The 24463-nt window shown below is 39.5% G+C and carries 19 protein-coding genes and 1 tRNA gene; 14 read left to right on the plus strand and 6 right to left on the minus strand.

Going from position 1 to position 24463, the window contains the following annotated elements:
- Positions 1-417: 417 nt before the first annotated feature.
- The 3 genes from AAEZ00_RS09425 to AAEZ00_RS09435 form a co-directional block, all read right to left on the minus strand.
- Positions 418-3555 carry an efflux RND transporter permease subunit gene (locus AAEZ00_RS09425; protein WP_351088601.1) on the minus strand — a complete coding sequence of 1046 codons (3138 nt, stop codon included), beginning with the start codon at positions 3553-3555 and terminating at the stop codon, positions 418-420.
- Positions 3556-3564: 9 nt separating this feature from the next.
- Positions 3565-4716 (minus strand): efflux RND transporter periplasmic adaptor subunit, encoded by a 1152-nt coding sequence (locus tag AAEZ00_RS09430; RefSeq protein ID WP_351088602.1) that lies wholly within the window; start codon positions 4714-4716, stop codon positions 3565-3567.
- A 176-nt stretch (positions 4717-4892) separates the two neighbouring features.
- A tRNA-Ala gene (locus AAEZ00_RS09435) sits at positions 4893-4968 on the minus strand.
- A gap of 657 nt (positions 4969-5625) precedes the next feature.
- On the opposite strand from AAEZ00_RS09435, the gene AAEZ00_RS09440 reads away from it, so the two are divergent.
- The 3 genes from AAEZ00_RS09440 (at position 5626) to AAEZ00_RS09450 (ending at position 9542) form a co-directional block, all read left to right on the plus strand.
- Complete coding sequence (locus AAEZ00_RS09440; protein ID WP_351088603.1) at positions 5626-6330, plus strand: DUF4386 domain-containing protein; 705 nt, start codon at positions 5626-5628, stop codon at positions 6328-6330.
- A 354-nt stretch (positions 6331-6684) separates the two neighbouring features.
- The gene (locus AAEZ00_RS09445; protein ID WP_351077878.1) at positions 6685-9108 is read left to right on the plus strand and encodes a winged helix-turn-helix domain-containing protein; all 2424 of its coding nucleotides are present in this window, start codon (positions 6685-6687) and stop codon (positions 9106-9108) included.
- Positions 9105-9542, plus strand: coding sequence for a hypothetical protein (locus AAEZ00_RS09450; protein WP_351077881.1), 438 nt, complete (start codon positions 9105-9107; stop codon positions 9540-9542). Before AAEZ00_RS09445 ends, AAEZ00_RS09450 begins: the two co-directional genes overlap by 4 nt.
- A gap of 1748 nt (positions 9543-11290) precedes the next feature.
- On the opposite strand, the gene AAEZ00_RS09455 is transcribed toward AAEZ00_RS09450, so the two are convergent.
- The 3 genes from AAEZ00_RS09455 to AAEZ00_RS09465 form a co-directional block, all read right to left on the minus strand.
- Positions 11291-12598: a tyrosine-type recombinase/integrase gene (locus AAEZ00_RS09455; RefSeq protein ID WP_124014163.1), complete on the minus strand. Its 1308-nt coding sequence runs from the start codon at positions 12596-12598 to the stop codon at positions 11291-11293.
- Between the two features lie 66 nt (positions 12599-12664).
- Complete coding sequence (locus AAEZ00_RS09460; protein WP_164839395.1) at positions 12665-12976, minus strand: hypothetical protein; 312 nt, start codon at positions 12974-12976, stop codon at positions 12665-12667.
- Positions 12977-13422: 446 nt separating this feature from the next.
- Positions 13423-13872, minus strand: a complete 450-nt coding sequence (locus tag AAEZ00_RS09465) for a hypothetical protein (protein ID WP_124014162.1) — start codon at positions 13870-13872, stop codon at positions 13423-13425.
- A gap of 269 nt (positions 13873-14141) precedes the next feature.
- Between AAEZ00_RS09465 and ccoN the strand changes: the two genes are divergently transcribed.
- From ccoN to ttcA, 11 genes are all read left to right on the plus strand, one after another.
- Positions 14142-15569 carry a cytochrome-c oxidase, cbb3-type subunit I gene (gene ccoN, locus AAEZ00_RS09470; protein ID WP_124014161.1) on the plus strand — a complete coding sequence of 476 codons (1428 nt, stop codon included), beginning with the start codon at positions 14142-14144 and terminating at the stop codon, positions 15567-15569.
- A 12-nt stretch (positions 15570-15581) separates the two neighbouring features.
- Positions 15582-16208, plus strand: coding sequence for a cytochrome-c oxidase, cbb3-type subunit II (ccoO, locus tag AAEZ00_RS09475; protein ID WP_101031428.1), 627 nt, complete (start codon positions 15582-15584; stop codon positions 16206-16208).
- Positions 16209-16217: 9 nt separating this feature from the next.
- Positions 16218-16397 (plus strand): cbb3-type cytochrome oxidase subunit 3, encoded by a 180-nt coding sequence (locus tag AAEZ00_RS09480; RefSeq protein WP_101031426.1) that lies wholly within the window; start codon positions 16218-16220, stop codon positions 16395-16397.
- A gap of 2 nt (positions 16398-16399) precedes the next feature.
- Positions 16400-17368 (plus strand): cytochrome-c oxidase, cbb3-type subunit III, encoded by a 969-nt coding sequence (gene ccoP, locus AAEZ00_RS09485; protein ID WP_101034667.1) that lies wholly within the window; start codon positions 16400-16402, stop codon positions 17366-17368.
- 115 nt (positions 17369-17483) lie between these two features.
- The gene (locus AAEZ00_RS09490) at positions 17484-17963 is read left to right on the plus strand and encodes a FixH family protein (protein WP_101031424.1); all 480 of its coding nucleotides are present in this window, start codon (positions 17484-17486) and stop codon (positions 17961-17963) included.
- A 57-nt stretch (positions 17964-18020) separates the two neighbouring features.
- Positions 18021-20414, plus strand: a complete 2394-nt coding sequence (locus AAEZ00_RS09495; protein ID WP_124014160.1) for a heavy metal translocating P-type ATPase — start codon at positions 18021-18023, stop codon at positions 20412-20414.
- A complete protein-coding gene (gene ccoS / locus AAEZ00_RS09500; RefSeq protein ID WP_124014159.1) occupies positions 20411-20665 on the plus strand; it encodes a cbb3-type cytochrome oxidase assembly protein CcoS in 255 nt (84 codons plus the stop codon). Before AAEZ00_RS09495 ends, ccoS begins: the two co-directional genes overlap by 4 nt.
- Positions 20662-21351: a sulfite exporter TauE/SafE family protein gene (locus AAEZ00_RS09505; protein WP_101031418.1), complete on the plus strand. Its 690-nt coding sequence runs from the start codon at positions 20662-20664 to the stop codon at positions 21349-21351. The genes ccoS and AAEZ00_RS09505 overlap by 4 nt, the downstream gene beginning before the upstream one ends.
- 299 nt (positions 21352-21650) lie before the next feature.
- A complete protein-coding gene (etrA, locus tag AAEZ00_RS09510; protein WP_101031416.1) occupies positions 21651-22400 on the plus strand; it encodes an electron transport transcriptional regulator EtrA in 750 nt (249 codons plus the stop codon).
- A gap of 97 nt (positions 22401-22497) precedes the next feature.
- A complete protein-coding gene (gene uspE, locus AAEZ00_RS09515; protein WP_124014158.1) occupies positions 22498-23427 on the plus strand; it encodes a universal stress protein UspE in 930 nt (309 codons plus the stop codon).
- Between the two features lie 91 nt (positions 23428-23518).
- Positions 23519-24457 (plus strand): tRNA 2-thiocytidine(32) synthetase TtcA, encoded by a 939-nt coding sequence (gene ttcA, locus AAEZ00_RS09520; RefSeq protein WP_124014157.1) that lies wholly within the window; start codon positions 23519-23521, stop codon positions 24455-24457.
- Positions 24458-24463: the final 6 nt, after the last annotated feature.

The following is a 24463-nucleotide window of genomic DNA, read 5'->3' on the forward strand; positions in this document are numbered from 1 at the left end:
TGGCGGTGTGGTTAAGATCATTAAGCATTGAAGATCCAGCAGTGATAACAAAGAGACTAAGTCATCTGAATAAAAAAATGACGCAATTGTCAAAATCATTCTTACGGTAAGTAGAGCACCTCCTCAGGCAAGTCTATTTGAATAAACATAAGTTAATCATAAACAAAAGCAATATTCAGAGCTGGTTTGCCCAACAGCGGGCCGCAGTTGCCCTTTACCTCACATTTTATGAAACCGGTGAGTACATGGGAGAAATATCTGACTTTCGTAGCTTCATTAAGATGAAAGTTAAGTAAATACAAAACAAATATGAAGAAAAAGATGAAATTATCAACTAAAGTATATTTTAGATCTAATGAAAAATGACGTTTATTCTACTTATCCTCCGCATTCAGCCTCTCAGCTTTTATCGCACTTTTATTTATCATCTTCTATCAGTGCAGTTTTATCTTTTGGCGCTTTAAATGATTCACGCATCTTTTGCATCATCGCGTAGAAGATAGGTACCAGTATGGTTGCGAGTATTACTGATGCAACCATGCCCCCTAATACAGCATAACCTAATGATTTTCGGCTTTCAGCACCTGCGCCTGTTGCAAGAACAAGTGGTACAACACCTAATACAAAAGATAGCCCAGTCATCAGTACAGCACGGAAACGCAAACGACCCGCTTCAACAGCGGCTTCCAGCGTTGGCTTGCCACCTTCTTGTAATTCTTTAGCAAACTCTACTATCAAGATAGCACTCTTACTGGCGAGACCAATTAATAACACTAAACCGATTTGAGCATACAAATTAAGCTCATAACCCATAATGTTAAGGTAAATAAAAGCACCTAACATAGCGAGGGGAACAGAAAGCATTACCGCTAATGGAATGGTCCAACTCTCATATTGTGCGACTAGGAATAGATACGTAAATACAAAAGCTAAAGCAAAAATATATGGCGCTAAATTTCCCGCTTGTAGCTCTTGGAACGTTTGTCCAGTCCATTCATAACTGTAACCAGAGGGTAATGTATTCACAGCACGTTCGACTGCCGCTATCGCTTCACCGGTACTGTATCCTGGAGTGGGGAAAATATTGATATCTGTTGAGCTAAATAAATTGTACTGTTTAACGGATTCGGGTCCAAGAATCGGTGTTATTTCAACTAGCGTGCTGAGTGGCACCATCTCATTGTTTTTTGTGCGCACATAGTAGCTATTAATATCTGTTTCACTGTCTCTGAACTCATTATCCGCTTGCACCATGACACTAAACACTTTACCAAAGCGATTAAAATCATTCACGTAATAGCCACCCAGTTGGGTTTGTAAGGTATTAAAGATAACGCTCAATTCGATGCCTAAATCTTTTGCCTTTTTACGGTTAATATCCAGATACATCTGAGGCACATTAGATCGAAAGTTACTAAATGAAAAGGCAACTTCAGGTAAACTATTGAGATTTAATATAAAGGATCCCATCACTTGTGATAATTGTTCTGGAGTTCTTCCTTGCGTATCTTGCAATACAAATGAAAGTCCACTGGTAGCACCTAAACCAGGGACAGAGGGCAGGGCAAAGGCCATTACTTTTGCAGAAGGTAATGTATTAAATTTCCCTTGTAAGCGTGCGATGATTTGATTCTGATGCATGCTTTTATCACTACGTTCATCCCAATCTTCAAGGGTAATAATGAGCAAACCACCATTAGATGCAACTGAGCCCGTTAAAATACTAAAACCACTCACATGAATAACATCAGCTACACCTGGCTCATCGCTCGCAATCGTCACTAATTCATCTATAACATCTTCTGTACGGTTAAGTGAAGCACCATCAGGTAGCTGAATATCTACCATAAATGATTTTTTATCTTCGATGGGGATAAAGCCTGAAGGCGTATTACCGGCAAGTACGAATAATGCACCCATTAGTATCACAAAGCCGATGCCGACGAGTAATAATCGGCGTACTAATAGACTGACTATCGCAGTATAGCGTTCGGTTAATTTATTAAAGAACTTGTTAAACTGAAAATGAAAGCCTTTTGTATGTTTTTTGGGTTTGCGTAATAATGTTGCCGCTAATGCAGGGCTTAAGGTCAATGCATTGACTGACGAGATAAGCACTGAAATACAGATAGTAATAGAGAATTGAGCATACATTTGCCCTGTAATACCTGGCATTACTGCTGTTGGGGCAAAAACAGCTAATAATACTAATGTTGTCGCAATGATGGGCCCAGTCACCTCTTTCATTGCTTTTTCAGTGGCATCTATGGGGGATAATCCTTCATCTTCCATTAAGCGCGTTACATTTTCTATCACTACGATTGCATCATCTACCACAATACCAATTGCGAGCACCAGAGCGAACAGTGAGATGGTATTAATACTCATGCCAATGGCAAGCATAAAGGCAAAGGTACCGATCAATGAAACTGGAATTGCAATCGCGGGAATAAGAGTTGAACGTACATCTTGCAAAAACAGGAATACAATTAAAATAACAAGCGCAACCGCAACTAATAATGTTTCAATCACTTCACCAATAGAAGCGCTAACGGCTTCGGTCGTATCATAAGCGATGACACTTTCAATATCCGTTGGGAAGCTAACAGATAAACGTTCAAGATCTTTTTTGATTGATTCTGCTACCTCTAACGCGTTTGCCCCCGGAGATTGATATACGGCAATAATGGCCGAGGGTTTATTATTAAACTTACCTTCAGCATCGTAGCTACTTGAGCCTAATTCTATGCGAGCAACTGCATTTAAATAAACTTTCGAACCGTCAGGATTCGCACGGATCATAATCTCTGAAAATTCTTCAGCAGTTTGGAAGCGACCTTTAGTTTGCAAAGTATATTGAAAACTTTGATCTTTAGAGGAGGGGGACGCACCAACACGACCTGCTGCGACTTGAATATTTTGTTCTCGTATAGATGCAATCACATCTTCTGTGGTGACATTTAAGGTAGACATTTTATTCGGATCAAGCCAGATACGCATTGCATAATCCATCGCACCAATAATTTGTACTTCTGATACGCCTGGCTGACGGGCTAAAGAATCTTTAATATTGATATTGGCATAATTGCTTAAAAACAGAGAGTCGAAGGTTTCATTAGGTGAGTTTAAATTCACTACTAATAACATATTCGGTGATTTTTTCTTAACAGACACACCTGATTGTTGCACTTCTGCAGGCAGTTTTGCCATCACTGAGGTAACACGGTTTTGCACGTTGACCTGAGCCATATCAGCATCAGTTCCTACAGCAAAGGTAATACTAAGTGAATAACTACCATCATTTGCACTACTTGAAGACATGTATAACATATCCTCTACACCGTTTACTGATGACTCGATTGCTTGAGCAACGGTAGATTTTACTGTTTCAGCACTTGCGCCCCGGTAACTTGTCGTAACACTCACCTGTGGAGGTGCAATTTCAGGGAATTCGGCGACAGATAAAATGGGAATAGATAATAAACCTGCAAGCGTTAATACAATTGAAATAACAAAAGCAAATTTAGGTCGATGAATAAAGAATGAACTGATCATAGTGGTAACCTATTTTTCATTTTTTGAAGCGAAAGGAGTTTCAGTCTGCTCTGTTGTTTCAACTACAATACCGACACGCACTTTTTGTAACCCTTCAACGACTATTTTTTCACCGAGTTTTAACCCTTTTATCACTTCCCAACGAACATCATAACGAGTACCTAGTTTAACCATGCGTTTTTCAATTTTGTTTTCTTCGTTAACCACTAATACAAAACGTCCTTGTTGCTCTTCTTGTACGGCTGATTGTGAAATCACAACAATTTTTTCTTCGTGGGGCATTGCGAGTGACAATTTAGTATATTGCCCTGGTAATAAGGATGCCTTGGGGTTAATAAATATCGCTCTAATAGCTAATGTACCTGTGCTTTGATCAATACGGTTATCAATGAAGTCAATTTTCCCTGTATGAGGGTAGTCCAGTGTATCTGACAAGTTAATTGTCGCCGTCAAGTCATCTGTGTCTACAGTGAGTCCATCGGTAAACTCTTTACGCGCTTTAGTTAATGTTTTTTCAGGAATTTGAAAGTTAACCCAAATAGGGTCGAGTTGTACTAATGTCGCTAACTCTAAATTATTTGCAGTGATTAAGTCCCCTGTGCTCACTTTTGAGCGACTAATTCGGCCTGAAATAGGTGCCATTATTTTTGTATAAGAAAGGTTTAATAAAGCATTATCGAGATAGGCTTGTTTAATCGCTACATCTGACTCTGTTTGATTCATACTGGCTGTTAATTCATCTATGTCCAACTCTGAAATTGCACCCGTGTTAATTAATTTTTGACCACGTTGCCAACGGTTTTTAGCAATTTTGTAAGCTGACTGCGCATGTTTTAAAGATGCTTTTTGTTGATTTACTTCTGTATTATAAGGGGTAGCGTCAATTTCGAATAAAAGATCACCTGCTTCTACATCATCACCACCAGTAAAATGACGCTTTAATAAAACACCTTCAACTTGTGCACGGAGCGATACATCTTCAGTTGCTTCTGTTCTACCTATAAAAGCCATTTCTGGCACAATATCGATCTCTTTTATTATCTCAACAACAACATGTGGTGCCGGAGCTGCAACCTCTGTTAAGGCTGCATCGTTACAAGCAGAAAGAAGCAATAATAATGAAACAATAAGTAGGGAGCGTGGCAGTGAAAATGTGTTCATGAGTAAGCCTTATAAGTCAATTTGATTGCTTAAAAATTAAGCTTATTAAATAAGTTCAATGATTGCTATTATTTAATGGTTTTATTTATATTGTAGTGATGCTTGGATGGGGAGTTGTTAGTCGGAAGTATTTAGCCATTAGCCATTAGCTAAATACTAAGTTCTATATTTTAAATTGGTGGAGCTATGCGGGATCGAACCGCAGACCTCTTCGCTGCCAGCGAAGCGCTCACCTAGCTGAGCTATAGCCCCATCATATTGTTCAGACATAAATTAACATTGCCATCCAAGATGGTTGGCTAAATAACAAACAATAATCTACGCTTTATTTACCCTTTCAAAATGGTAATTGAAGTTGGCCATACCCAGACAAACAATCATTAGCTTAGATGACACACCTTCTCACTGTATATAGAAAGTTATCATTGTTGCTCGCGTGAAGTGCGTAAGGCTTTTCTGTGCGGCATTGATAACTCAACAGGCGAAAATTTTGAGCATCGCCGAGAGTGGGTTGATTTACGTATTCTTGAATTGGCTACCATCTTTGCGATTGATATCTGCACTTATGCATTCTTATTAATAAGCAGGGAGCGACCATTTGCATGTGGTGATAAAAGTTTATGCAGATAAGGCTAAACAATGGTCAGATAAAGACGTGCTTATGCAGTGGCATAAAAGCTTTAAAGGCACATTGTTAACTAATAAATTTGTCAAAAGGGAAGACCTCAACCAATTTGAATGATTTAATTTAGCCATGATGGTTCCGTTGAATTGGCAGTAGAGCAAAATATACAAGGTGATCGCGACTCAAATAGGAAAGGGTTATGTTGTTACTTCAAAAAATGGCTGGCTATGTATTTTTAGAAGCCGATATGGCACCTCTTATCAATGAATTAAAGGATTAACTTGATGGACAATGATTCTGCACAGGATTTTTCTAATGGTCTAACGCAAAGAAACTCAGCCATAATCGCTGGGCTAGGTCTGTTGGTAATGGTTTTCGCAGCACCCATAGCAAATTTCTATTTCATGTCGCAAAGCGTTGTCAAAGGTGATATCGCTGCAACAGTCAATGGCTTGCAATCCAATGGAACTCCATTTCTAATTGGCACATTCTTGTTATTTGTTACTTATGTGATGGATATTATTGTCGCATGGGCTTTATTTTGGTATTTGCGTAAAGATCAAAGAGCGCTTTCACAGTTGGTTGCGTGGTCTCGGCTTATTTACACTGCGCTTGCTTTCGTTGGTCTATCTTCGAGTATTCTAGCCTACGACTTGGCTGTGAGTCTGTCGATATCAAATTTATTCAGCGAATCAGATATCCAAACGATGGTTTTTGCCCACCTGTCAGCGGCTAAGTCGATGGAGTCGATGGCGCTGATGTTGTTTGGGGTTCACCTAGGTATGCTCAGTATTTTGTTATGGCGTTCTACCGTTACTCCAAGCTGGCTTAGTATTCCAGTGGGGCTAGCCGGCACGTCTTATATTGGTATGTATTTAGGCAAATACTTTGCTCCAGATGTCGATTGGGGCTGGTTAATTCTCTTTGCACTAGGAGAACTCGTATTGATGGTTTGGTTACTTGCATTCGGTTGGCGTAAACAAAGTTAGCCACTAACAAACGACTATGGCGTCCTTATCCCAAGTGTTGAACAAACCCGAACACCTGAGATATGACTCTTTATAGTGTAAATAACAGTTCGAGAAAACGAGCTGTTTGAAGTGACCTTTTATTCATAACAATTCAAAGTGATACATCATTTAATAGACGACCTACCGCTTGAACCTAATTTGATGTTAAGCACATTATCATCAATCATGTTCAATTCACTCATTTGATATTTAGGTAAATTCAACCTAATGTTATTGATGACTTCTGCTGTTAGAGCTATGTAGCTCAAACTAAAAGAATGGTATTCCACCCACTTAGCGACGTGAGTAAGATAAGGAATAAGGCCCTTTTTTATGGAATATGGAGAGAGACGCGCAAGTGATAACGCCGCTATTAATGCTGAACTTTTAAAAGGATTCATGCTCGGAGATATTGTCATCATACCTAATGATAATGTCGCCATATTTAATGGCAAACGACGTCATATCTCTCCTAAAGCCTTAGAAATTCTGTTGTTTATGGCCAGTAATCAAAATAAATTACTGTCAACTGAGCAATTGTTGAAAATAGGTTGGGGAGAAAAAGTAACCAAACGGGGAAATTTATCACATGTCATTAGTGAATTAAGACATGTATTGGATGACCATAAAGAATCTCCTGAGTTTATTCAAACACTAAACCGTAGAGGGTATCGTTTAATTGCCGCCGTAAAAAGTGTCGATGATAAAGTGCTTTATCCCAATTTATGGCCTTCGAATGAAGTGCCTGCACCTCAATTGAGCAATGACAATTGGCATTTATCCGTCGCATTATTGAAAAATTCGCGATTATTTAAAGTAACAGTAGCATTTTCTATTAGTACTTGGGTTATTATTCAAATTATTGCACTGGTATTTCCTATATTTAATGTGCCTGAATGGGGTCTGAAAATTGTTGTTCTCTTATTGGTTATCGGATTTCCTCTCATCTTACTTTATACTTGGTTACAAGAAATAAAAATAAAGAAAAATCTATTTTATATAAATAACAACAGCCCACGCAAAAAATTATTTTATAAACAACTGCTCTTTGATTTTATATTTATTGGTTTATTGTCTTCATTTGTTGGCTTCTTATCTATGCATCTAATTGATTCTATAGAATTAGAACAAAATGGTTTGACTAACAACAGCCGCTTACCACCTTCTGTTACTCTTCAACATGATTTATTAGCTGTCATTCCGTTTAAATTTGATAGCCACTCCAATGTACCCGATTATTTTAAAGCCACTTTTCAAGGTGAAGTAATTAACGCTTTATCAAATCAAAAGAATTTTAATTTGGTATCTCAACGGGCTATTAATGAGGTAGCTGTTAGTAGCACAATTAAACAATATGCCGAAAAGTTAGGGGCTAAATATTTACTAGATGGACAAGTCGTTGCAAATAATGAAGAAATAATAGTTATGCTTAACATTACCGATACCGAAACGGCTCTTCAAGTTTGGGCATCGTTAATTAAAGGTGCACCGGATAATTTATTGCATGTACAAAAGGAGCTTTATCGTAAAGTATTTAATGCATTGGATCTTATTGCAAAATCTTCTACTACAAATGTTGAAACATTAATAAGCACGGACGATTTTAAAGCTTACGACAGTTATATTCAAGGACGTGGCCAACTGGCTAATATCCCTACGCTGGAAACAACCGCAGCGGCTGAAATTCATTTTTTAAATGCGCTTGAATTAGATTCAAACTTTTCTTTAGCCAATGCAGGCTTGTGCCAAACCTATCTTGAACAATATGCACTTTCAAAAAATGTAGCGTCATTTCAATCGGCAAAGAGGATCTGTAGCGCCTTAACCCAAGTTTCACAATTAAAAGAAGAAGCTTACATCGCATTAGGAAACTTAAATCGCATTAGCGGACAATACGCTATTTCTGACCAGTTTTATCAACAAGCATTGACGTTAAACGATAAAAACTTACCCGCGATAACAGGTATCGCTCAAAATAAGCATACCCAAGGTGATATAAAGCAAGCTGATTTACTCTTTGCTAAGGCGATTCAACTTGAGCCAGGATATTGGAAAAATTATCAAATATATGGTCACTTTTTATTTAGTATTGGTCATTTTGCACAGGCGAGTGAACAATATACCAAAGTCACTTTATTGAAGCCAGATTTTGAAAAAGGATTTAGTAATTTAGGTTCTTCATACTATCTTAATGATGAGTTAGATAAGGCGAGTGATGCATGGCAACATTCATTAAGCATTAGCCCAAATGCCATTACTTATTCAAATTTAGGCACGGCATTTTTTTTCCAAAAGCAATTTACCCTCGCGACTAAAAATTATTTACTGGCCACCAAATTAACGCCGTTTGATCCTACGCTATGGGGGAATTTAGCCGATGCGCAAAAATTTTCTGGAGATATAAAAAATGCAAGATTGTCATATACTAAAGCGCTTGGTCTTGCCAAAGAACAATTAAAAGTAAATCCCAATCAAGAAACCATGCAAGCATCATTAGCACGTTACCAATCCGAATTATTACAATGTGATAGTGCCCTAAACAGTATTGAAACACTACGGACGTCACAAAGTAACGATCCTTATATTTATTACGACACCGCAATTGTAGCGCTTAATTGTGGTCAAAAATCATTGGCACAAACACTGATTAATACTGCATTGACACTAGGTTATCCAAGAAAAATACTTGCTCGAGATATTCAATTTATATCTATTTATTCAACTAGTACTCTAGAAAAAGAAGGAAAATTAATATGAAATTGGTCATGAATTATACAAGAAACTACTTAAAAAGCTTAGTCACTATTATTTTCGGTATTGCAATTATGCTGTCTGGGAATTCGTTTGGGGCTGACAAACAGATAGCGTTAACCGTTAATGAATGTGCCGTATCAGCTTCGGTAAACGGTGGCAGTGGCTGTGATGCCGATCAATGTGCTAGTGAAGCTGGCTGTATATGCACAAAGAAAGGGGATTTTATTACTTGGAAATTAGACAATGAAGTTGATTCAGACTTTAAACTTAAATTTTCTGGTGATTCACCTTTAAAAGACAATTGTGGCAAAAATTTTAAAAAAAACAAGCGTAAGTGCAAGGTGAAAGAATCGTTAACCGTTGGCCAATCTTTTGATTATCAAGTGGTGATGCAAGGCTGCGATAATGGTTCGGATCCAAGAATTATCATTCAATAACTGACATAGACATCAGCAAACGTACCGAAATGGTTAAAAAAAGCCACTATGATAACAGCAATGTAGTGGTATAGTTTTATTTTCATATTCCGAGAAAAGCCCGCACGCTTGCCCAGTCTTGGAAAGGATCGGTCCCAAAGTGTAAGACTTTACCTGTAAATAACTCCTTTTCCTTCATTGTAATCATCAATAAGAAAATCTCCTTTTAGTAGATCTTTTCGTGGAGAGATTATTAGTTGATGCACATAATCCATACCTAAGTGTGTTTCAATCCAAGTTCATTTTCCGTATAGCAAAGTGGATTCATGACGGAAGGTGCTGTCAGGATAAATGGATCGTAATGCTGAGATGCTAATAACTGTCTCATAGCTTCAATGCCACCTGTTATTGGTAGCAAATAATGAAAGAAACCAGGCTTACTTTGGGGAAATTGAATTTCAGGATAAAGCTTCAATGCTAGTTGATGGGCGCTTGCGTAATCGCACAGGGTATCATCATGTCGATATAGATAATTTTCTTACTCATATACTCATTTCCACTACATTCTCTTTAAAAGCATTATACAGCTAGGTCGTTTTCGCGCACATTCCATGAAACCGTAAGTCATGGATGACAGAAACAGGGAACTTGCTATAGATGATTCTCATACTTTGTCACAGCTGAGGTTATTCGAATATCAAAACTTCGTGACCCGTTTTTGTCCAGAAGTGGGATAGGGCGCACATGACATTTATTTGTACCCCAAGCAGGTTCGATAGACGGATCAAGTACAGTATATTCATTTAGAGTTGCCATACTTTCTGACTGAAATTAATTCCTAACAGCAGGAAAATATGGCTTAGCTACTTCTATAAAACTTAACTAAGGAAAGGATCGCCACATATCAGAGTCATCAGCATTATCTGTATTGGAAACTGAAGCTATGAAGGAAAAGTAAGAGATTTTATTGATGCTTACGAAAATTTCATCTCATCCAACAATTATCAAAATACGCTTTGCCTATACAAAATAAAATGCACGAAACCTCGTAAACATAGAATGTTAAATGAAATAGTTTGAATGTAAGTGCTTCAGTTTACATTATGAGTCCATTGACCTTGTTAAGTCGTTCCGATTTCACTTAGTGTCGCCTAAAAAATTCAACGTTCACTGACTTGCTCAACGTTAATGTTAACACTCTGACATATGCCACTTGAGCAATATAGAGAATTACACATCTTGAGAGGTTGTGTGCATGCCTTTGAGATGGTGACTGCAATTCAAACATTATCTAGCGCCTTTAAACCCCTTGAATATAACTAGTTCATGAACAACTCTTGGATTGCACTTGGCTAATGGCCAATCAATAATTAACTATGACAACTAAATCAATAACTTAAAACATTTCCACAGAATAATTCTTAAGATAATCCGCAATCAGTTATCCCAAATAGAGCATAGGTAGTTATGTCAGTAGCTTATAAAAAATCTCAACGTGCCGGTAAATCTCGATCTGAGTGGCAAAGGTCACACACAGGTATTCATTAACAATACACAAATACCCTATTTAACATAATATACATTGTACGCATACATGTGCCTTTGTTAAATACGCTGTTCGAGACTGCGCATTTGAGGCTTGGTCATCATCATTGCATTAAACCGTAAAATGTTTATATACGGCCTTAAGCGTTTATTTTAACCAAATTGGCTATTTAGTATCGTGCTGAGATTGCATGCTTTTGGTTTTGTTTAGTAATGCCAGTCGATTATTCAATCTCAGCAAGATGACTTAATGGTTTGTTGAATGCACTTTGGTGTCGTTCAGTTTGTGTGGTGTGCAAATACTGTGATGTGGTGTCGATGCTCTCATGGCCGGCGTCGGCCTGGACATGTGATAATGGTCGACGGTTGATATTGATATCGTGCGTGATCCCGGTATGGCGAATATTATGAGCACTGAGTGTTCGCATCAGTTGACTGTCATGTTCGAAGCCATCTTTGGCTGCATTATCTGCGGCTAAGGTAATCAGCTTGTCTATTTCGTCGCGTATTTGTCTAATACCAAGATTGGCGTTGATGACGCCTGATTCTCGTCCATGAGCTGCGGCTTTGTGGCGCACGAATATAGGATGTTGATCGTTGATGCTGGGTAAATCACTGAGGTGCAGAAAACGTCGATAATCCACTAATCCAGCGAGTAATACTTTTGAAATGGCAATATTTCGGGCTTTACCGCTTTTAGAAAATGGTACGTGGAAATACCAGATGCCAGAATGTGGATCTTGTCTGAATTGGCTCATTATAGGTGCATAACCTGCACGAGCACTGATTTCTGATATGCGTAAATAGCAGCTATATATTAGTGTTATTAGCAACAAACTGCGCTGATGTTGCTCTGGCTGGGCCTTGGCTAGTTGGCTGACAGTACTGATAACATAGGACCATTGCAACTCGGTGAATGCATGATGGTTGTTGTCTTCATTGATGGTGAACTTACGCGTTATGGCAAATCGACTGTGCTTTAACCATAATTGCGCTGGGTTACGCTCGGTGTATTCTTCACTAATTAAGTACCCATAAAATGATGATAATATGGCAATTTTAGTCTTGAGTGCATTATCACTTAGTTGATATGGCAGACATTTCCCGAGTTGTTTTTTACCAACAAATGGCCGCCATTGTGAGTTTGGCGCTCGCTCACCAGTGGCTTTGTCGAGTTTGAATTGTGCCACATTGAAGTAACCTATAAGTGCCTGTGGTGGCGATTGGCAGTAATCGACGTACTTGGCAATGTCTTTGCGCGTCACCGCGATTGGCGATAATGCGACGACGTCAAAACACCAATGCAGATACGTGGTTAATTCGCTGCGGTAGGCTTTGTAGTTGTTTTCAGAGTGCTTTTGTTCAAACAACCAATCCGCACAGTGCTCAATAATGAGCCCAGCATCAGCCACTTTATTAATAGATATTTTGGTAATGTATTGGTTTATGTAGGCATTACCTTGTAATACAAATTCTGCAGCGTCAAATAGTGGCAATACCGGTGGCAGTTCTTCAAGTAGTTTATTGGCCATATGAACAAATATAGGTTATTGATTATATTGCCTTATTGTACTATTTTTTGGCTGATGCCGATAATGTTATTTATCGGCATCAATCGTGGTCATTTTTGGATACGAGTTTTCAATATACGAATATGTGGACTCTGCAATATCTTCGTCTGTGATTAACTGCTGCATACAATGCTCAATCGCGTTTGATGGCTTACACGACGGTTGTTGGCATTGATTATTATGACAAGTAAACCGTTTTTGACAGCTCCACAGGCATAATTGCCAAATAGTTTGTTTACTGGTTCGGTCTAAGCACTGTAATTCTGCAGCGCATAAATGACCTGCTTTGATTAACTGGGCAACTTTTTCTGTATCGATAGACACATTGACTCTGTTCATGTGTGCTCCTTTTTCCCCATGTAGATTGACATTTATCGCTATACTCGCAGCGGATGGATGACTTGCATTGATACCCAACCCTCTTCTCTTTTAGCTATGCCCTATTCATTTCATTCAATTAAGTGGTGTTACTTGATAATACATTAATGAGAATGATTATCAATTAGTTATTAGTGAAGAACACCGCTTCTGTGTTATGGATCATGATTTATAAGGAAATGAACCGGCTGTTTGATGCCCTACATGAGTTTGTGCAGTAAGACATTGTTTACACTTGGAGTGCTATTTAGCTTCGGTTTATGATGATTTGATAGAAAACACTCTGCATATGGTGGACCGGCTTGGATATTTAAGGCTATAGGTATGCAAATATTGATTCCCTATAACCTGTGCCCTAGCCTGTAATGCATCATTGTTGGTATTTGATAACCTTGACTAAGCAATAATTATTTATCGTTATCCGCTAAAAAGTCATACATTAATGTGCGTGGTTGTTGTTGGTAGTCAAAGGATACCATCACTGTCCAGACCATATAATTACTGCTACAGGAACCAAAAATCAATGAACCTTGATAGGAATTGTTCTGTATTTCGGACAATGTAACAGGTATGACACCCATGAACATATCGCGCCCTTCTATTCTCATAGAAACATTAGTGATCGCTTGACTACTCTTTAACGTAACTATTAATGGTTTTTCACTGGGAGTATCGACGGGGTCGATCAGTAAACCGACTTGCAAGCCTGCTACTTCTTGGTAACATTCTCCCTCTGAAAATTCACATAACGTTTCATCAATTGGTAAATCTTGTTGTTCTTGCGTTTGTGGTCTGTCACAGGCTATTAAAAACATTAAGAAAAAATTGAAAATGATAATTTGGATAAATTTATGCATGTTTTTTAACCTTCATGGTTGAGTTAGTAACATTATCTTTCATAGATTGATCTAGATCAATTTTGATTCCGGTTGTGAAGTATCTTTTTTGACGTAGCTCAAGTATCATTACTCCGCTTCGTGATAGAAAGAGACGTCATGAGGTAACACCTTGACAAATGGCATTAAAAACAGTCTTAAATGGCTCAATTTATGACCAGTTGTTAATCTAACAGGTAAAGCTCGCTTTACTAATATTAAAAGTATAAGTAATAAGCCGTGGAAGCATTATGATGAACCATTCCCAGTCTACAGGCGCTGATTACAACTACACCATTGTCCGCCAATTCGCACTAACCACAGTTTTGTGGGGAATCGTTGGTATGTCAGTAGGTGTATTGATTGCGGCTCAGTTAATCTGGCCACAACTGAACTTCGAAACACCTTGGTTAACGTATAGTCGTTTACGACCATTACATACCAATGCGGTGATTTTCGCATTCGGAACATCAGCTCTTTTCGCTACATCCTACTATGTTGTGCAACGCACTTGTCAAGTCCGTCTATTTGCGCCTAAATTAGCCGCATTTACCTTCTGGGGTTGGCAAGCCGTTATTATTGCAGCTGCAATCACTCTACCAATGGGGTTTACCCAAGGTAAAGAGTATGCAGAATTAGAATGGCCTATTGATATCGCAATTACGATTATCTGGGTTAGCTATGCAATTGTTTTCTTCGGCACAATCGCTAAACGAACGACATCCCACATTTATGTGGCGAACTGGTTCTTTGGTGCCTTTATCATTACTGTTGCAGTACTTCACATTGTCAACTCAATGGCGGTACCCGTAAGCTTATTTAAGTCTTACTCTCTGTACTCTGGTGCAGTCGATGCGATGGTTCAGTGGTGGTATGGTCATAATGCGGTAGGCTTCTTACTTACTGCTGGTTTCTTGGGGATGATGTATTACTTCGTGCCTAAGCAAGCTGGTCGCCCAGTTTATTCTTACCGTTTATCAATTGTTCATTTTTGGGCATTGATCGCGTTATACATTTGGGCCGGTCCTCACCACTTACATTACACTGCCCTTCCTGACTGGACTCAGTCATTAGGCATGGTAATGTCATTAATTTTATTTGCGCCATCTTGGGGCGGTATGATTAACGGTATTATGACCTTGTCTGGTGCGTGGCATAAGCTTCGTACAGACCCAGTATTACGTTTCTTAGTGGTTTCATTGTCTTTCTACGGTATGTCTACCTTCGAAGGCCCAATGATGGCAATTAAAACGGTCAATGCGCTATCTCATTATACCGACTGGACTATTGGTCACGTTCACTCTGGCGCGCTAGGCTGGGTGGCAATGGTGTCTATTGGTTCTTTATACCACTTAATTCCAGTGTTATTTGGCCACGGCCGTATGTACAGCATGAAGCTCATTAACGTACATTTCTGGTTAGCCACTATCGGTACTGTCTTGTATATCGTTAGTATGTGGATTTCGGGCGTTATGCAGGGTCTGATGTGGCGCGCAGTCAACGCTGATGGAACACTGACTTACAGTTTCGTTGAGAGTTTAGAAGCCTCGTACCCATTCTATTTTGTACGCTTTATTGGTGGTTGTTTCTTCTTAACCGGTATGTTCATTATGGCCTATAACGTTATTCGTACCGTTAGAGCGTCTAAAGATTCATTACCTGCTATTGCAGAAGCTTAAGGAGCAGATTCGATGAAATTTAATCATGAATTAATTGAAAAGAATGTCGGTCTGCTTGCTATCTTCACGGTCATCGCCATTAGTTTTGGTGGTTTAGTGCAGATTACCCCGCTGATATTTCAAAAAGACACCACTGAACCAGTTGAGGGTCTAATTCCGTATACTGCGTTACAGATTGAAGGTCGTGACATTTATGTTCGTGAAGGTTGTTACAACTGCCACAGCCAAATGATCCGCCCTTTACGTGCTGAAACAGAACGTTATGGTCACTATTCTGTTGCTGGCGAGTCTGTCTGGGATCACCCATTCCAATGGGGATCTAAGCGTACTGGTCCCGATTTAGCACGTGTAGGTGGACGTTACAGTGATATGTGGCATGAAGTACATTTACTTAACCCTCGTGACGTTGTGCCACAGTCGAATATGCCTGGTTTTCCTTGGTTAGCCGAAAACAAGCTCGACGGCGTATTGACTGGTGACAAGATGACTATTCTACGTAACCTGCATAAAGGCGGTTATAAAGGTAATGATCTTTACACTGACGAAGAAGTTGCTGGCGCTCAAAAAGCAGTTGAAGGTAAGACTGAAATGCAGGCGCTAATCGCTTATTTGCAATCTTTGGGTCACGCACTCAAATAGGAGGCAATTATGGATTACGGTACTTTTCAAGGCATTTTGACCATAGTTGTTATGGTGACCTTTGTGGGTATTTTTTTGTGGGCATACAGTAAGCACAGCAAGTCAAAGTTTGATGAAGCAGCTAACTTAGTATTCACAGAAGATGAACTTGCGAAGATGTCAAAAGATTCGGGAGATCAGAAGTCATGATTATGAGTAACTTCTGGAGCATTTGGATTACTGTACTGACGATTGTGGTCATTGCTGGTTGTTTTATTCTTCTTAAGGTGGTTAATAAAAATTACACCGGTGTAGAAGAAGGCGAATCAATGGGCCACAGTTTTGATGGTATTGAAGAACTGAACAACCCACTACCTAAGTGGTGGGCGTATATGTTCTATTTAACCATCGTATTCGGTGTGATCTATTTAGCTCTGTATCCAGGCCTAGGTAACTATAAAGGTCTGTTTGGTTGGACAAGTTCTAATCAAAGCATTGGTACTGATAAAGGACTTAAAGCAGACTCAGCTGCGGCCCTTGAAGCAGCAAAAGATGAAAACCGTTTATCTCAGTATGACCGCGAAGTCGCTCATGCTGATGAAAAATACGGTCCGATTTTTGATGCTTATTTAGCGACACCGTTAGAAGAGTTAGTGAAAGATCCTGAAGCATTAAAAGTGGGCGGTCGTTTGTTTTTACAAAACTGTGCACAGTGCCATGGTTCTGACGCTCGCGGTTCTAAGGGCTTCCCTAACCTTACCGACGGTGATTGGTTATATGGTGGTGAACTTGCCACGATAAAGACCACTCTGATGAACGGTCGTAACGGTATGATGCCGCCTAAAGGTGGTTTACCTATCGAAGACAGCGAGATTAAAGGTCTAGCTGAATACGTGGTAAAACTGTCTGGGCGTGAACATGATGAAGCGCTAGCAGCTCAAGGCCAAGGTTCATTTATGAAAGGTTGTTTTGCATGCCATGGCATGGATGCAAAAGGCAACAAGTTCATGGGTTCACCTAATCTGACTGATAATATTTGGTTATACGGCGGCAGCCGTGGTGTGATTGCTGAATCTATCATTAATGGCCGTGCAGGTGTTATGCCAGCATGGAAAGACATTCTTGGTGAAGAGAAAGTCCATGTCATTACTGCTTATGTTTATAGTCTATCAAACAAATAGTTACATATAAGTAACAACAAGGCCTCGACATAATCGAGGCCTTTTTTTTAAGTGATTATTAAGCCATTACGGGGTAAAATACCCCAGAATCATTTCCACCATTTTAGGATGTATCATGTCTACAGAACTCCCTTGGTATAAGCAATTTTGGCCTTGGTTTTTAATCGTGTTACCTATGTGTGCGGTTATTGCTAGTTTAACGACCTTAAAGATTGCTTTGGATAATTCTGACTCTCTGGTTGCCGAAGATTATTATAAAAAAGGCAAAGCCATAAACATGGATTTGCGTAAGATAAAATACGCCCAACAAATTGGGATGAAGTTTTTGGTTACGGTCGCGGATAAAGAATTACAAATCACTCAACACGGCGGTCCGCAATACCGCGCCGCGCTCAAAGTGCGGTTTTATCATCCTACGATAGAAGAAAATGATTTCAATTTAAACGCCACAGCCGATGCTAATTACGTTTATCACATACCGTTATCAGATGCGATCACAGGCCCATGGGAAGTGCGTATAGAAGGATTTGATGGTAAATGGCGTATACAACAACGCATTGATATTAAAGATGATGTTGAATATTGGCTAAATTAATACCACACCCACTACGTATTTGAATGATTATATGTTTAATGAAGTTGATATAAAGAGATGACATCTTGTTTTCATTGTAATGAGCCTGTCACCACAGGTGAACAATACACCACATTAATTCAAGGGCAACAACAACCTATGTGTTGCCCTGGTTGCCAAGCGGTTTCGCAAGCCATTATGGATGCAGGCTTAAGCAGCTATTATCAATTTAGAAGTGAACCAGGTCAGCGTCAAACAGCACTGGTGCCTGAACAATTATCCCAATATAGTGCTTATGATTTACCTGAAGTACAGCAAGATTTTGTCCATAAGCAAGGCGCTATTGATTCAACATCCCTGTCAATTGACGGTATTACTTGCGCAGCTTGTGCGTGGCTAATTGAACACAAACTTAAGCCCGTTGCCGGTATTACTAATGTGTTAGTCAATTCTACGACTCAACGGGCGTTAGTCAGTTGGGACAGTCATATTATTCAACTCAGCGAAATTCTGCAGATCATCAGTAAAGTTGGCTACCAAGCTGCACCTTATCAGGTTGATGAACAAGAAAAACAATCAAAAGTGGACAGCCGTAAATTCTTACTCCGTCTAGGGCTCGCAGGGTTTGCCACCATGCAGGTGATGATGTTTGCCCTCGCCTTATACACGGGATATTTCACCGGCTTAGATGTTGAGTTCCGTGATTATTTTCGTTGGGTCAGTTTAATGTTTGCCGCACCTGTGGTGCTGTATTCTGCGCAACCGTTTTATTTCAGTGCACTTCGCAGCCTATTAAGTGGCAAGCTTAATATGGATGTATCGGTCTCTATCGCTATTTTAGGCGCTTATGTTGCCAGTTGTGTGGCGACGATTCAGGGCAATGGCGAAGTGTATTTTGAATCTGTGTCTATGTTTACCTTTTTCTTATTGCTGGGCCGTTATTTTGAACAATCCGCTCGGCAAAAAGCATCGGTCAGTTCAAGTAATCTTCATAAGCTTGTGCCGCTCACTGCGCATTTACTGCGTAATGGTGATGCCACTGAAATTGCCGCTAAACAATTAATCATTGGCGATATTATCTTGGTAAAACCGGGTGAAGTCATTGCGGCAGACGCCGAGGTGGTTTTAGGGCAATCAAGTGTCAATGAGGCCATGCTTACCGGTGAACAAATGCCAATAAGCAAACACCTTGCTGATAAAGTTTATGCGGGAACGATTAATATCGAACAACCTCTTCAAGTTCGCGTCACTGCGCTAGGACAAGATCAACTGGTAGCTGAAATTATTCGCCTGCAAGAGCTTGCGTCAAACAACAAACCGGCCATCGCTTTAGTGGCCGACCGTTTAGCGCGTTACTTTTCCGCATCAATATTATCGATAGCAGCAATAACCTATTTGGTTTGGTTATCGATTTCTCCCGATGATGCCTTTTGGATTACCTTGTCGGTATTAGTGGCGACGTGTCCCTGCGCCCTCGCCCTTGCTACGCCGACAGCAGTGACTTGCGCCACGGCTATTTTTACTAAGTTGGGTGTTATTCCGAGAAAGACTGGGATTTTTGAAAAACTCACTAAAATCGATCATGTGGTGTTTGATAAGACCGGAACCTTAACATGCGGCTATTTATCCATTGGTGAAGTGCAAACCTTTGGACAATATTCATCAGAGCAAGTGTTATCGTTAGCGGCAGCCACCGAACAAGGTTCTTTACATCCTATCGCGTTAGCATTTAAGCCCTTTTATGATAACAAGCACATTGTTGAACATGTTGACCATCATATTGGATTAGGTATTCGAGCCTGTATTAATCAACAACAAGTCTGTATTGGAACGGCACAATTTGTTACCCCAGACTGCAATCAAGTGTCGCCACAAGCATTAGAAAGTCAGTGGATTTTTCTGTCTATCGATAATAAATTGGTTGCAAAAATTGAGATGCTAGACCAGTTACGTATCGACAGTTTAGCAACTGTCAATGCGTTAAAAGCGGCCAATATAAAACTGAGTATAGCCAGTGGTGATAGTTCGGGTCATGTTGAGTTTTTAGCAAACAAAATAGGTATTTCAGATGTGCATTCAGGTTTATCACCTCAAGGTAAGTTAGCATTAGTTAATCGATTACAACAAAAAGCCAATGTGGCCATGTTTGGCGACGGTATTAATGACGCGCCAGTATTAGCCGGAGCAAATTTGTCGGTAGCTATGGGCAGCGGTAGCGCTATAGCCAAAAACAGTGCCGACTTAATTTTACTGGGCGATCACTTATCACGCTTTAATGATGCCATTTATGTTGCTAAGCAAGCACAGCGAATTATTCATCAAAATTTGTTATGGGCTTTTGCTTATAACATGGTAATTTTGCCATTAGCAGTGACTGGGCATGTTGCCCCATATATTGCAGCTATTGGCATGTCCGTGAGTTCACTGATCGTGGTGAGCAACAGTTTACGGCTTCTTAGGATAAAATTATGAGTATCATTTACGTCTTAATCCCCATTGCGATGCTATTTGTATTAATTGCAGTGTCTATCTTCTTTTGGGCGGTAAAGTCTGAGCAATTTGATGATTTAGATAGACAAAGTGTATCCATTTTATTTGATGAAGACGATATAAAAGCCAATACTAACGTTAACGACAGCACTAATAGTCATCCTACCAATTCTACCAGTGCTGAACTCGTTGGTTCGGATACTCTCGATGATAAACCAGAGTCAAAACCGTGATTGAATATAACCTCGGTGGCGCGTTTATTGTTGGTTTAATGGGCGCAGCCCATTGCTTTGGAATGTGTGGCGGGTTGATTGGGGCTTTTTCTGCAAATATACCCACCCATGGCCAGAACCGCTTAGCGACACAACTAACGTTTCTATTTAGTTATAATCTGGGCCGAATTTTTAGCTATACCGTTGCAGGAGCCATCGTCGGTGGTAGCGTGTCTGCTTTAGGCCATTTATTCGATGCCGATAACTATTTAATTGTTCTGCGCATTATCGCTGGGACCATGATGATACTCACTGGGCTGTATATCGCTCAGATATGGTTTGGTATTGTGCACATTGAAAAAGTAGGTAAACTCCTTTGGCGTTATATACAGCCGCTTACACGTAAAATAATGCCGATTACTCATCCAATGCAAGCAGTGCTAGCCGGCATGGTTTGGGGCTGGTTACCTTGCGGTCTGGTGTACAGTACGTTAACTTGGTCCGTCGCGTCAGGTAGCGCATTACAAGGCGGCTTGATTATGTTGGCTTTTGGTTTGGGTACGCTACCTGCTTTATTTGCTGCAGGATTAGCGGCAAAAACCTTGGCTCAATGGGTACAAAAACGTGCAGTGAGATTATTCAGCGGCGGCTTATTAGTATTATTTGGATTGCAGACTCTTTATATTGCTTTTAATCAACTAAACTAGTTGGTAACGATAACTGAGTTACATATTGTCGTTAAGCTATAAATACCCTTTATAATCAATAGGTATTAGCAAAATGTTAAATATTTAAAGCATTTATTCACTAAGTTGTTACAATATGCACTAGCGTCTAAGGAGCGTTCAAAAGAGGTAAGTTATATTGGACTTTTGCTTAACCGTAAACGTGTAACTATTACACCGTCCATTCACTTCATTTAGCAAGTGCAACTCTCATGTTGAGGAGTACCTTATTAATGCGGAATGGTATAACATGGTGATGTCTTCATAAATTGAGAATGGGTATGCCTTCAGATTTCATTAAAACTCGTCCATCTACTAGCGGTTGCGCCATTCATTGCCACGATTGCAGTATGGAAGCCCTGTGTATACCCTTTACGTTAAATAATGAAGAGCTTGATAAACTCGATAATATTATTGAACGTAAAAAACCCATTCAAAAAGGTGATCTTATCTTCAAATCCGGTGACGTACTTAAGTCATTGTATGCGATCCGTTCCGGTACGATTAAAAGCTATACCATTACAGAACAAGGTGATGAACAAATTACTGGTTTTCATCTTGCGGGTGACGTCATTGGTTTTGATGGTATTCATGCCCAACGTCACCAGAGTTTTGCCCAAGCCTTAGAAACCTCAATGGTCTGTGAAATCCCCTACGATACCTTAGATGATTTATCTGGATCTATGCCTAAACTGCGCCAGCAAATTATGCGATTGATGAGTAATGAAATTATGAGTGATCAAGAAATGATCCTCCTGCTTTCCAAGAAAAATGCCGAAGAACGTTTGGCCGCATTTATCAATAATCTTGCTAATCGCTTCGGTAAACGGGGGTTCTCGCCCCATGAATTTAGACTTTCGATGACTCGCGGTGATATCGGTAATTATTTGGGGTTAACGGTTGAAACGATTAGCCGTTTATTGGGCCGGTTCCAAAAGTCAGGCTTAATTGAAGTCAAAGGTAAGTACATTTCTATTATTGATCATTCCGCGTTAAGTAGCCTTGCTGGAAATGCTCGCATCGCCACTTAAATTAAATTAGTATGATCTATCTCAATGTTTAAATATTAGTAAACGGTAATACTATCAATAGATAATATCAATAAAAACATAACAGCTTGGAGGTTATATGAAGGATTATAAAAAGATATTAGTGGTGATTAATCCTACAACGGATCATCAACCCGCATTGGCACGTGCTGTTGAGTTAGCGTCAAAAAGTCAGGCAGAGATAACTGCATTTTTATCTATTTTTGATTTCTCATATGAAATGACCTCTATTTTATCTAGCCAAGAACGTGAAGCTATGCGACAAGGTGTCATCGATCAGCGTGTTGCCTGGTTAGAAAACGCCATTAGTGGTTTTGATAAGCATAATATTAATATTAATACTGAAGTTGTTTGGCATAACCGCCCTTTCGAAAGTGTAATAAATCATGCGATAAAAGGTCATTATGATTTGATTGTTAAAAGCACACATGAACATCATAAATTAAAAGCGGTCATTTTTACCCCTACAGATTGGCATTTAATGCGTAAGTCTCCTGTCCCGGTGTTGTTAGTCAAAGAACATGATTGGCCAGTTGCAGGCAAAATTGTCTGTGCGGTCAACGTTGCTACCGAAGATGAAGATCATCAAACTCTTAACGGTAAAATCATTAATCACGCTCTCGATTTAGCCAAAAAATTCTCTGCAAGTGTGCACTTAGTTAATGGGTATCCTGGTACGCCAGTAAATCTCGCTATCGAACTCCCCGACTTTGATGCCAGTGTGTATAACAATACTGTGCGGATGCAGCATGAGCAACGAGTACAGTATTTAGCTCAAGCTTATAATATTCCATTAGAAAACTGCCATGTTGAAGAAGGATTACCTGAAGATGTTATTCCTGAAATCTCGACCAAATTAGATGCTGAATTAGTTGTACTTGGTACAGTTGGCCGCACAGGTTTTTCTGCTACATTAATTGGTAATACGGCTGAACATGTCATCGACAGTATTAATTGTGATTTGTTGGCGATTAAACCTGATGGATATAAATCACCTTTAGAAGATTAGTCTCCATTAGAAGAGGTTAACTTCTTTACCCTGACCTCGAATGCTGGAATAATACGCGCCCTGAAACACTTAGTTACTGGGCGCATTTTTTATGTCTGAAGTTGATACAATCTCTGAAAATTATATAACTCGTATAAATAAGCTGCAAAAACGTTTACGACATGAAGTCGGTTCAGCGATTGCGGATTATAATATGATCGAAGATGGTGATCGCGTTATGTGTTGCCTTTCCGGTGGCAAAGACAGCTACACTATGCTGGATATTTTATTAAATCTTCAACGACGCGCGCCAATTAAATTTGAAATTGTCGCTGTTAACTTAGATCAAAAACAACCTGGCTTTCCTGAACATGTGTTGCCAGCATACTTAGATGAGTTAGGTGTCGCTTACCATATTCTTGAAAAAGATACCTATTCTATTGTCAAAGAAAAGATACCTGAAGGCAAAACGACATGTTCACTGTGTTCTCGTTTGCGTCGTGGTACGCTTTATGGTTTCGCCCAACACATAGGGGCAACAAAAATTGCACTAGGTCATCACCGTGACGACATTATTGAAACCTTATTTTTAAATATGTTTTATGCCGGCAAACAAAAATCTATGCCACCTAAACTGTTATCTGATGACGGTGCCAATATGGTTATTCGTCCGTTGGCCTATTGCCGTGAAAAAGACATTGAAGAATATTCGACATTGAAATCGTTTCCTATCATTCCTTGCAACTTATGTGGCTCGCAAGAAAATTTAAAACGAGGTGCGATTAAAGATATGTTACAGCTTTGGGATAAACAATATCCTGGTCGCATTGAAACTATTTTTACCGCAATGCAAAATACCGCACCATCGCAAGGTGTTGACCGCGAGCAGTTTGATTTTGTTTCATTGCAACGAAATTCAGATGTTGTGAACACGGGTGATATTGCTGATGCAGATTTACCTGCTTTTGATTTTGTTGATATCAGTAATAATGGTCATATTGATTTAGATATCAGTAATCGAATCGATGTAGTCGCGACGTTTACGCCATAATAATGG

Source organism: Shewanella sp. S1-49-MNA-CIBAN-0167 (assembly GCF_040310145.1).
GTDB classification, from domain to species: domain Bacteria; phylum Pseudomonadota; class Gammaproteobacteria; order Enterobacterales; family Shewanellaceae; genus Shewanella; species Shewanella psychromarinicola.

What these genes read in the sequence shown, in the direction of transcription:
- uspE (WP_124014158.1), top strand. Translation starts at nt 22,498, where the DNA reads ATGAAGGATTATAAAAAGATATTAGTGGTGATTAATCCTACAACGGAT.
- AAEZ00_RS09445 (WP_351077878.1), top strand. Translation starts at nt 6,685, where the DNA reads ATGGAATATGGAGAGAGACGCGCAAGTGATAACGCCGCTATTAATGCT.
- ccoS (WP_124014159.1), top strand. Translation starts at nt 20,411, where the DNA reads ATGAGTATCATTTACGTCTTAATCCCCATTGCGATGCTATTTGTATTA.
- etrA (WP_101031416.1), top strand. Translation starts at nt 21,651, where the DNA reads ATGCCTTCAGATTTCATTAAAACTCGTCCATCTACTAGCGGTTGCGCC.
- ccoN (WP_124014161.1), top strand. Translation starts at nt 14,142, where the DNA reads ATGATGAACCATTCCCAGTCTACAGGCGCTGATTACAACTACACCATT.
- AAEZ00_RS09465 (WP_124014162.1), bottom strand. Translation starts at nt 13,872, where the DNA reads ATGCATAAATTTATCCAAATTATCATTTTCAATTTTTTCTTAATGTTT.
- AAEZ00_RS09430 (WP_351088602.1), bottom strand. Translation starts at nt 4,716, where the DNA reads ATGAACACATTTTCACTGCCACGCTCCCTACTTATTGTTTCATTATTA.
- AAEZ00_RS09425 (WP_351088601.1), bottom strand. Translation starts at nt 3,555, where the DNA reads ATGATCAGTTCATTCTTTATTCATCGACCTAAATTTGCTTTTGTTATT.
- AAEZ00_RS09440 (WP_351088603.1), top strand. Translation starts at nt 5,626, where the DNA reads ATGGACAATGATTCTGCACAGGATTTTTCTAATGGTCTAACGCAAAGA.
- ttcA (WP_124014157.1), top strand. Translation starts at nt 23,519, where the DNA reads ATGTCTGAAGTTGATACAATCTCTGAAAATTATATAACTCGTATAAAT.
- AAEZ00_RS09480 (WP_101031426.1), top strand. Translation starts at nt 16,218, where the DNA reads ATGGATTACGGTACTTTTCAAGGCATTTTGACCATAGTTGTTATGGTG.
- ccoO (WP_101031428.1), top strand. Translation starts at nt 15,582, where the DNA reads ATGAAATTTAATCATGAATTAATTGAAAAGAATGTCGGTCTGCTTGCT.
- ccoP (WP_101034667.1), top strand. Translation starts at nt 16,400, where the DNA reads ATGAGTAACTTCTGGAGCATTTGGATTACTGTACTGACGATTGTGGTC.
- AAEZ00_RS09490 (WP_101031424.1), top strand. Translation starts at nt 17,484, where the DNA reads ATGTCTACAGAACTCCCTTGGTATAAGCAATTTTGGCCTTGGTTTTTA.
- AAEZ00_RS09450 (WP_351077881.1), top strand. Translation starts at nt 9,105, where the DNA reads ATGAAATTGGTCATGAATTATACAAGAAACTACTTAAAAAGCTTAGTC.
- AAEZ00_RS09495 (WP_124014160.1), top strand. Translation starts at nt 18,021, where the DNA reads ATGACATCTTGTTTTCATTGTAATGAGCCTGTCACCACAGGTGAACAA.
- AAEZ00_RS09460 (WP_164839395.1), bottom strand. Translation starts at nt 12,976, where the DNA reads ATGAACAGAGTCAATGTGTCTATCGATACAGAAAAAGTTGCCCAGTTA.
- AAEZ00_RS09455 (WP_124014163.1), bottom strand. Translation starts at nt 12,598, where the DNA reads ATGGCCAATAAACTACTTGAAGAACTGCCACCGGTATTGCCACTATTT.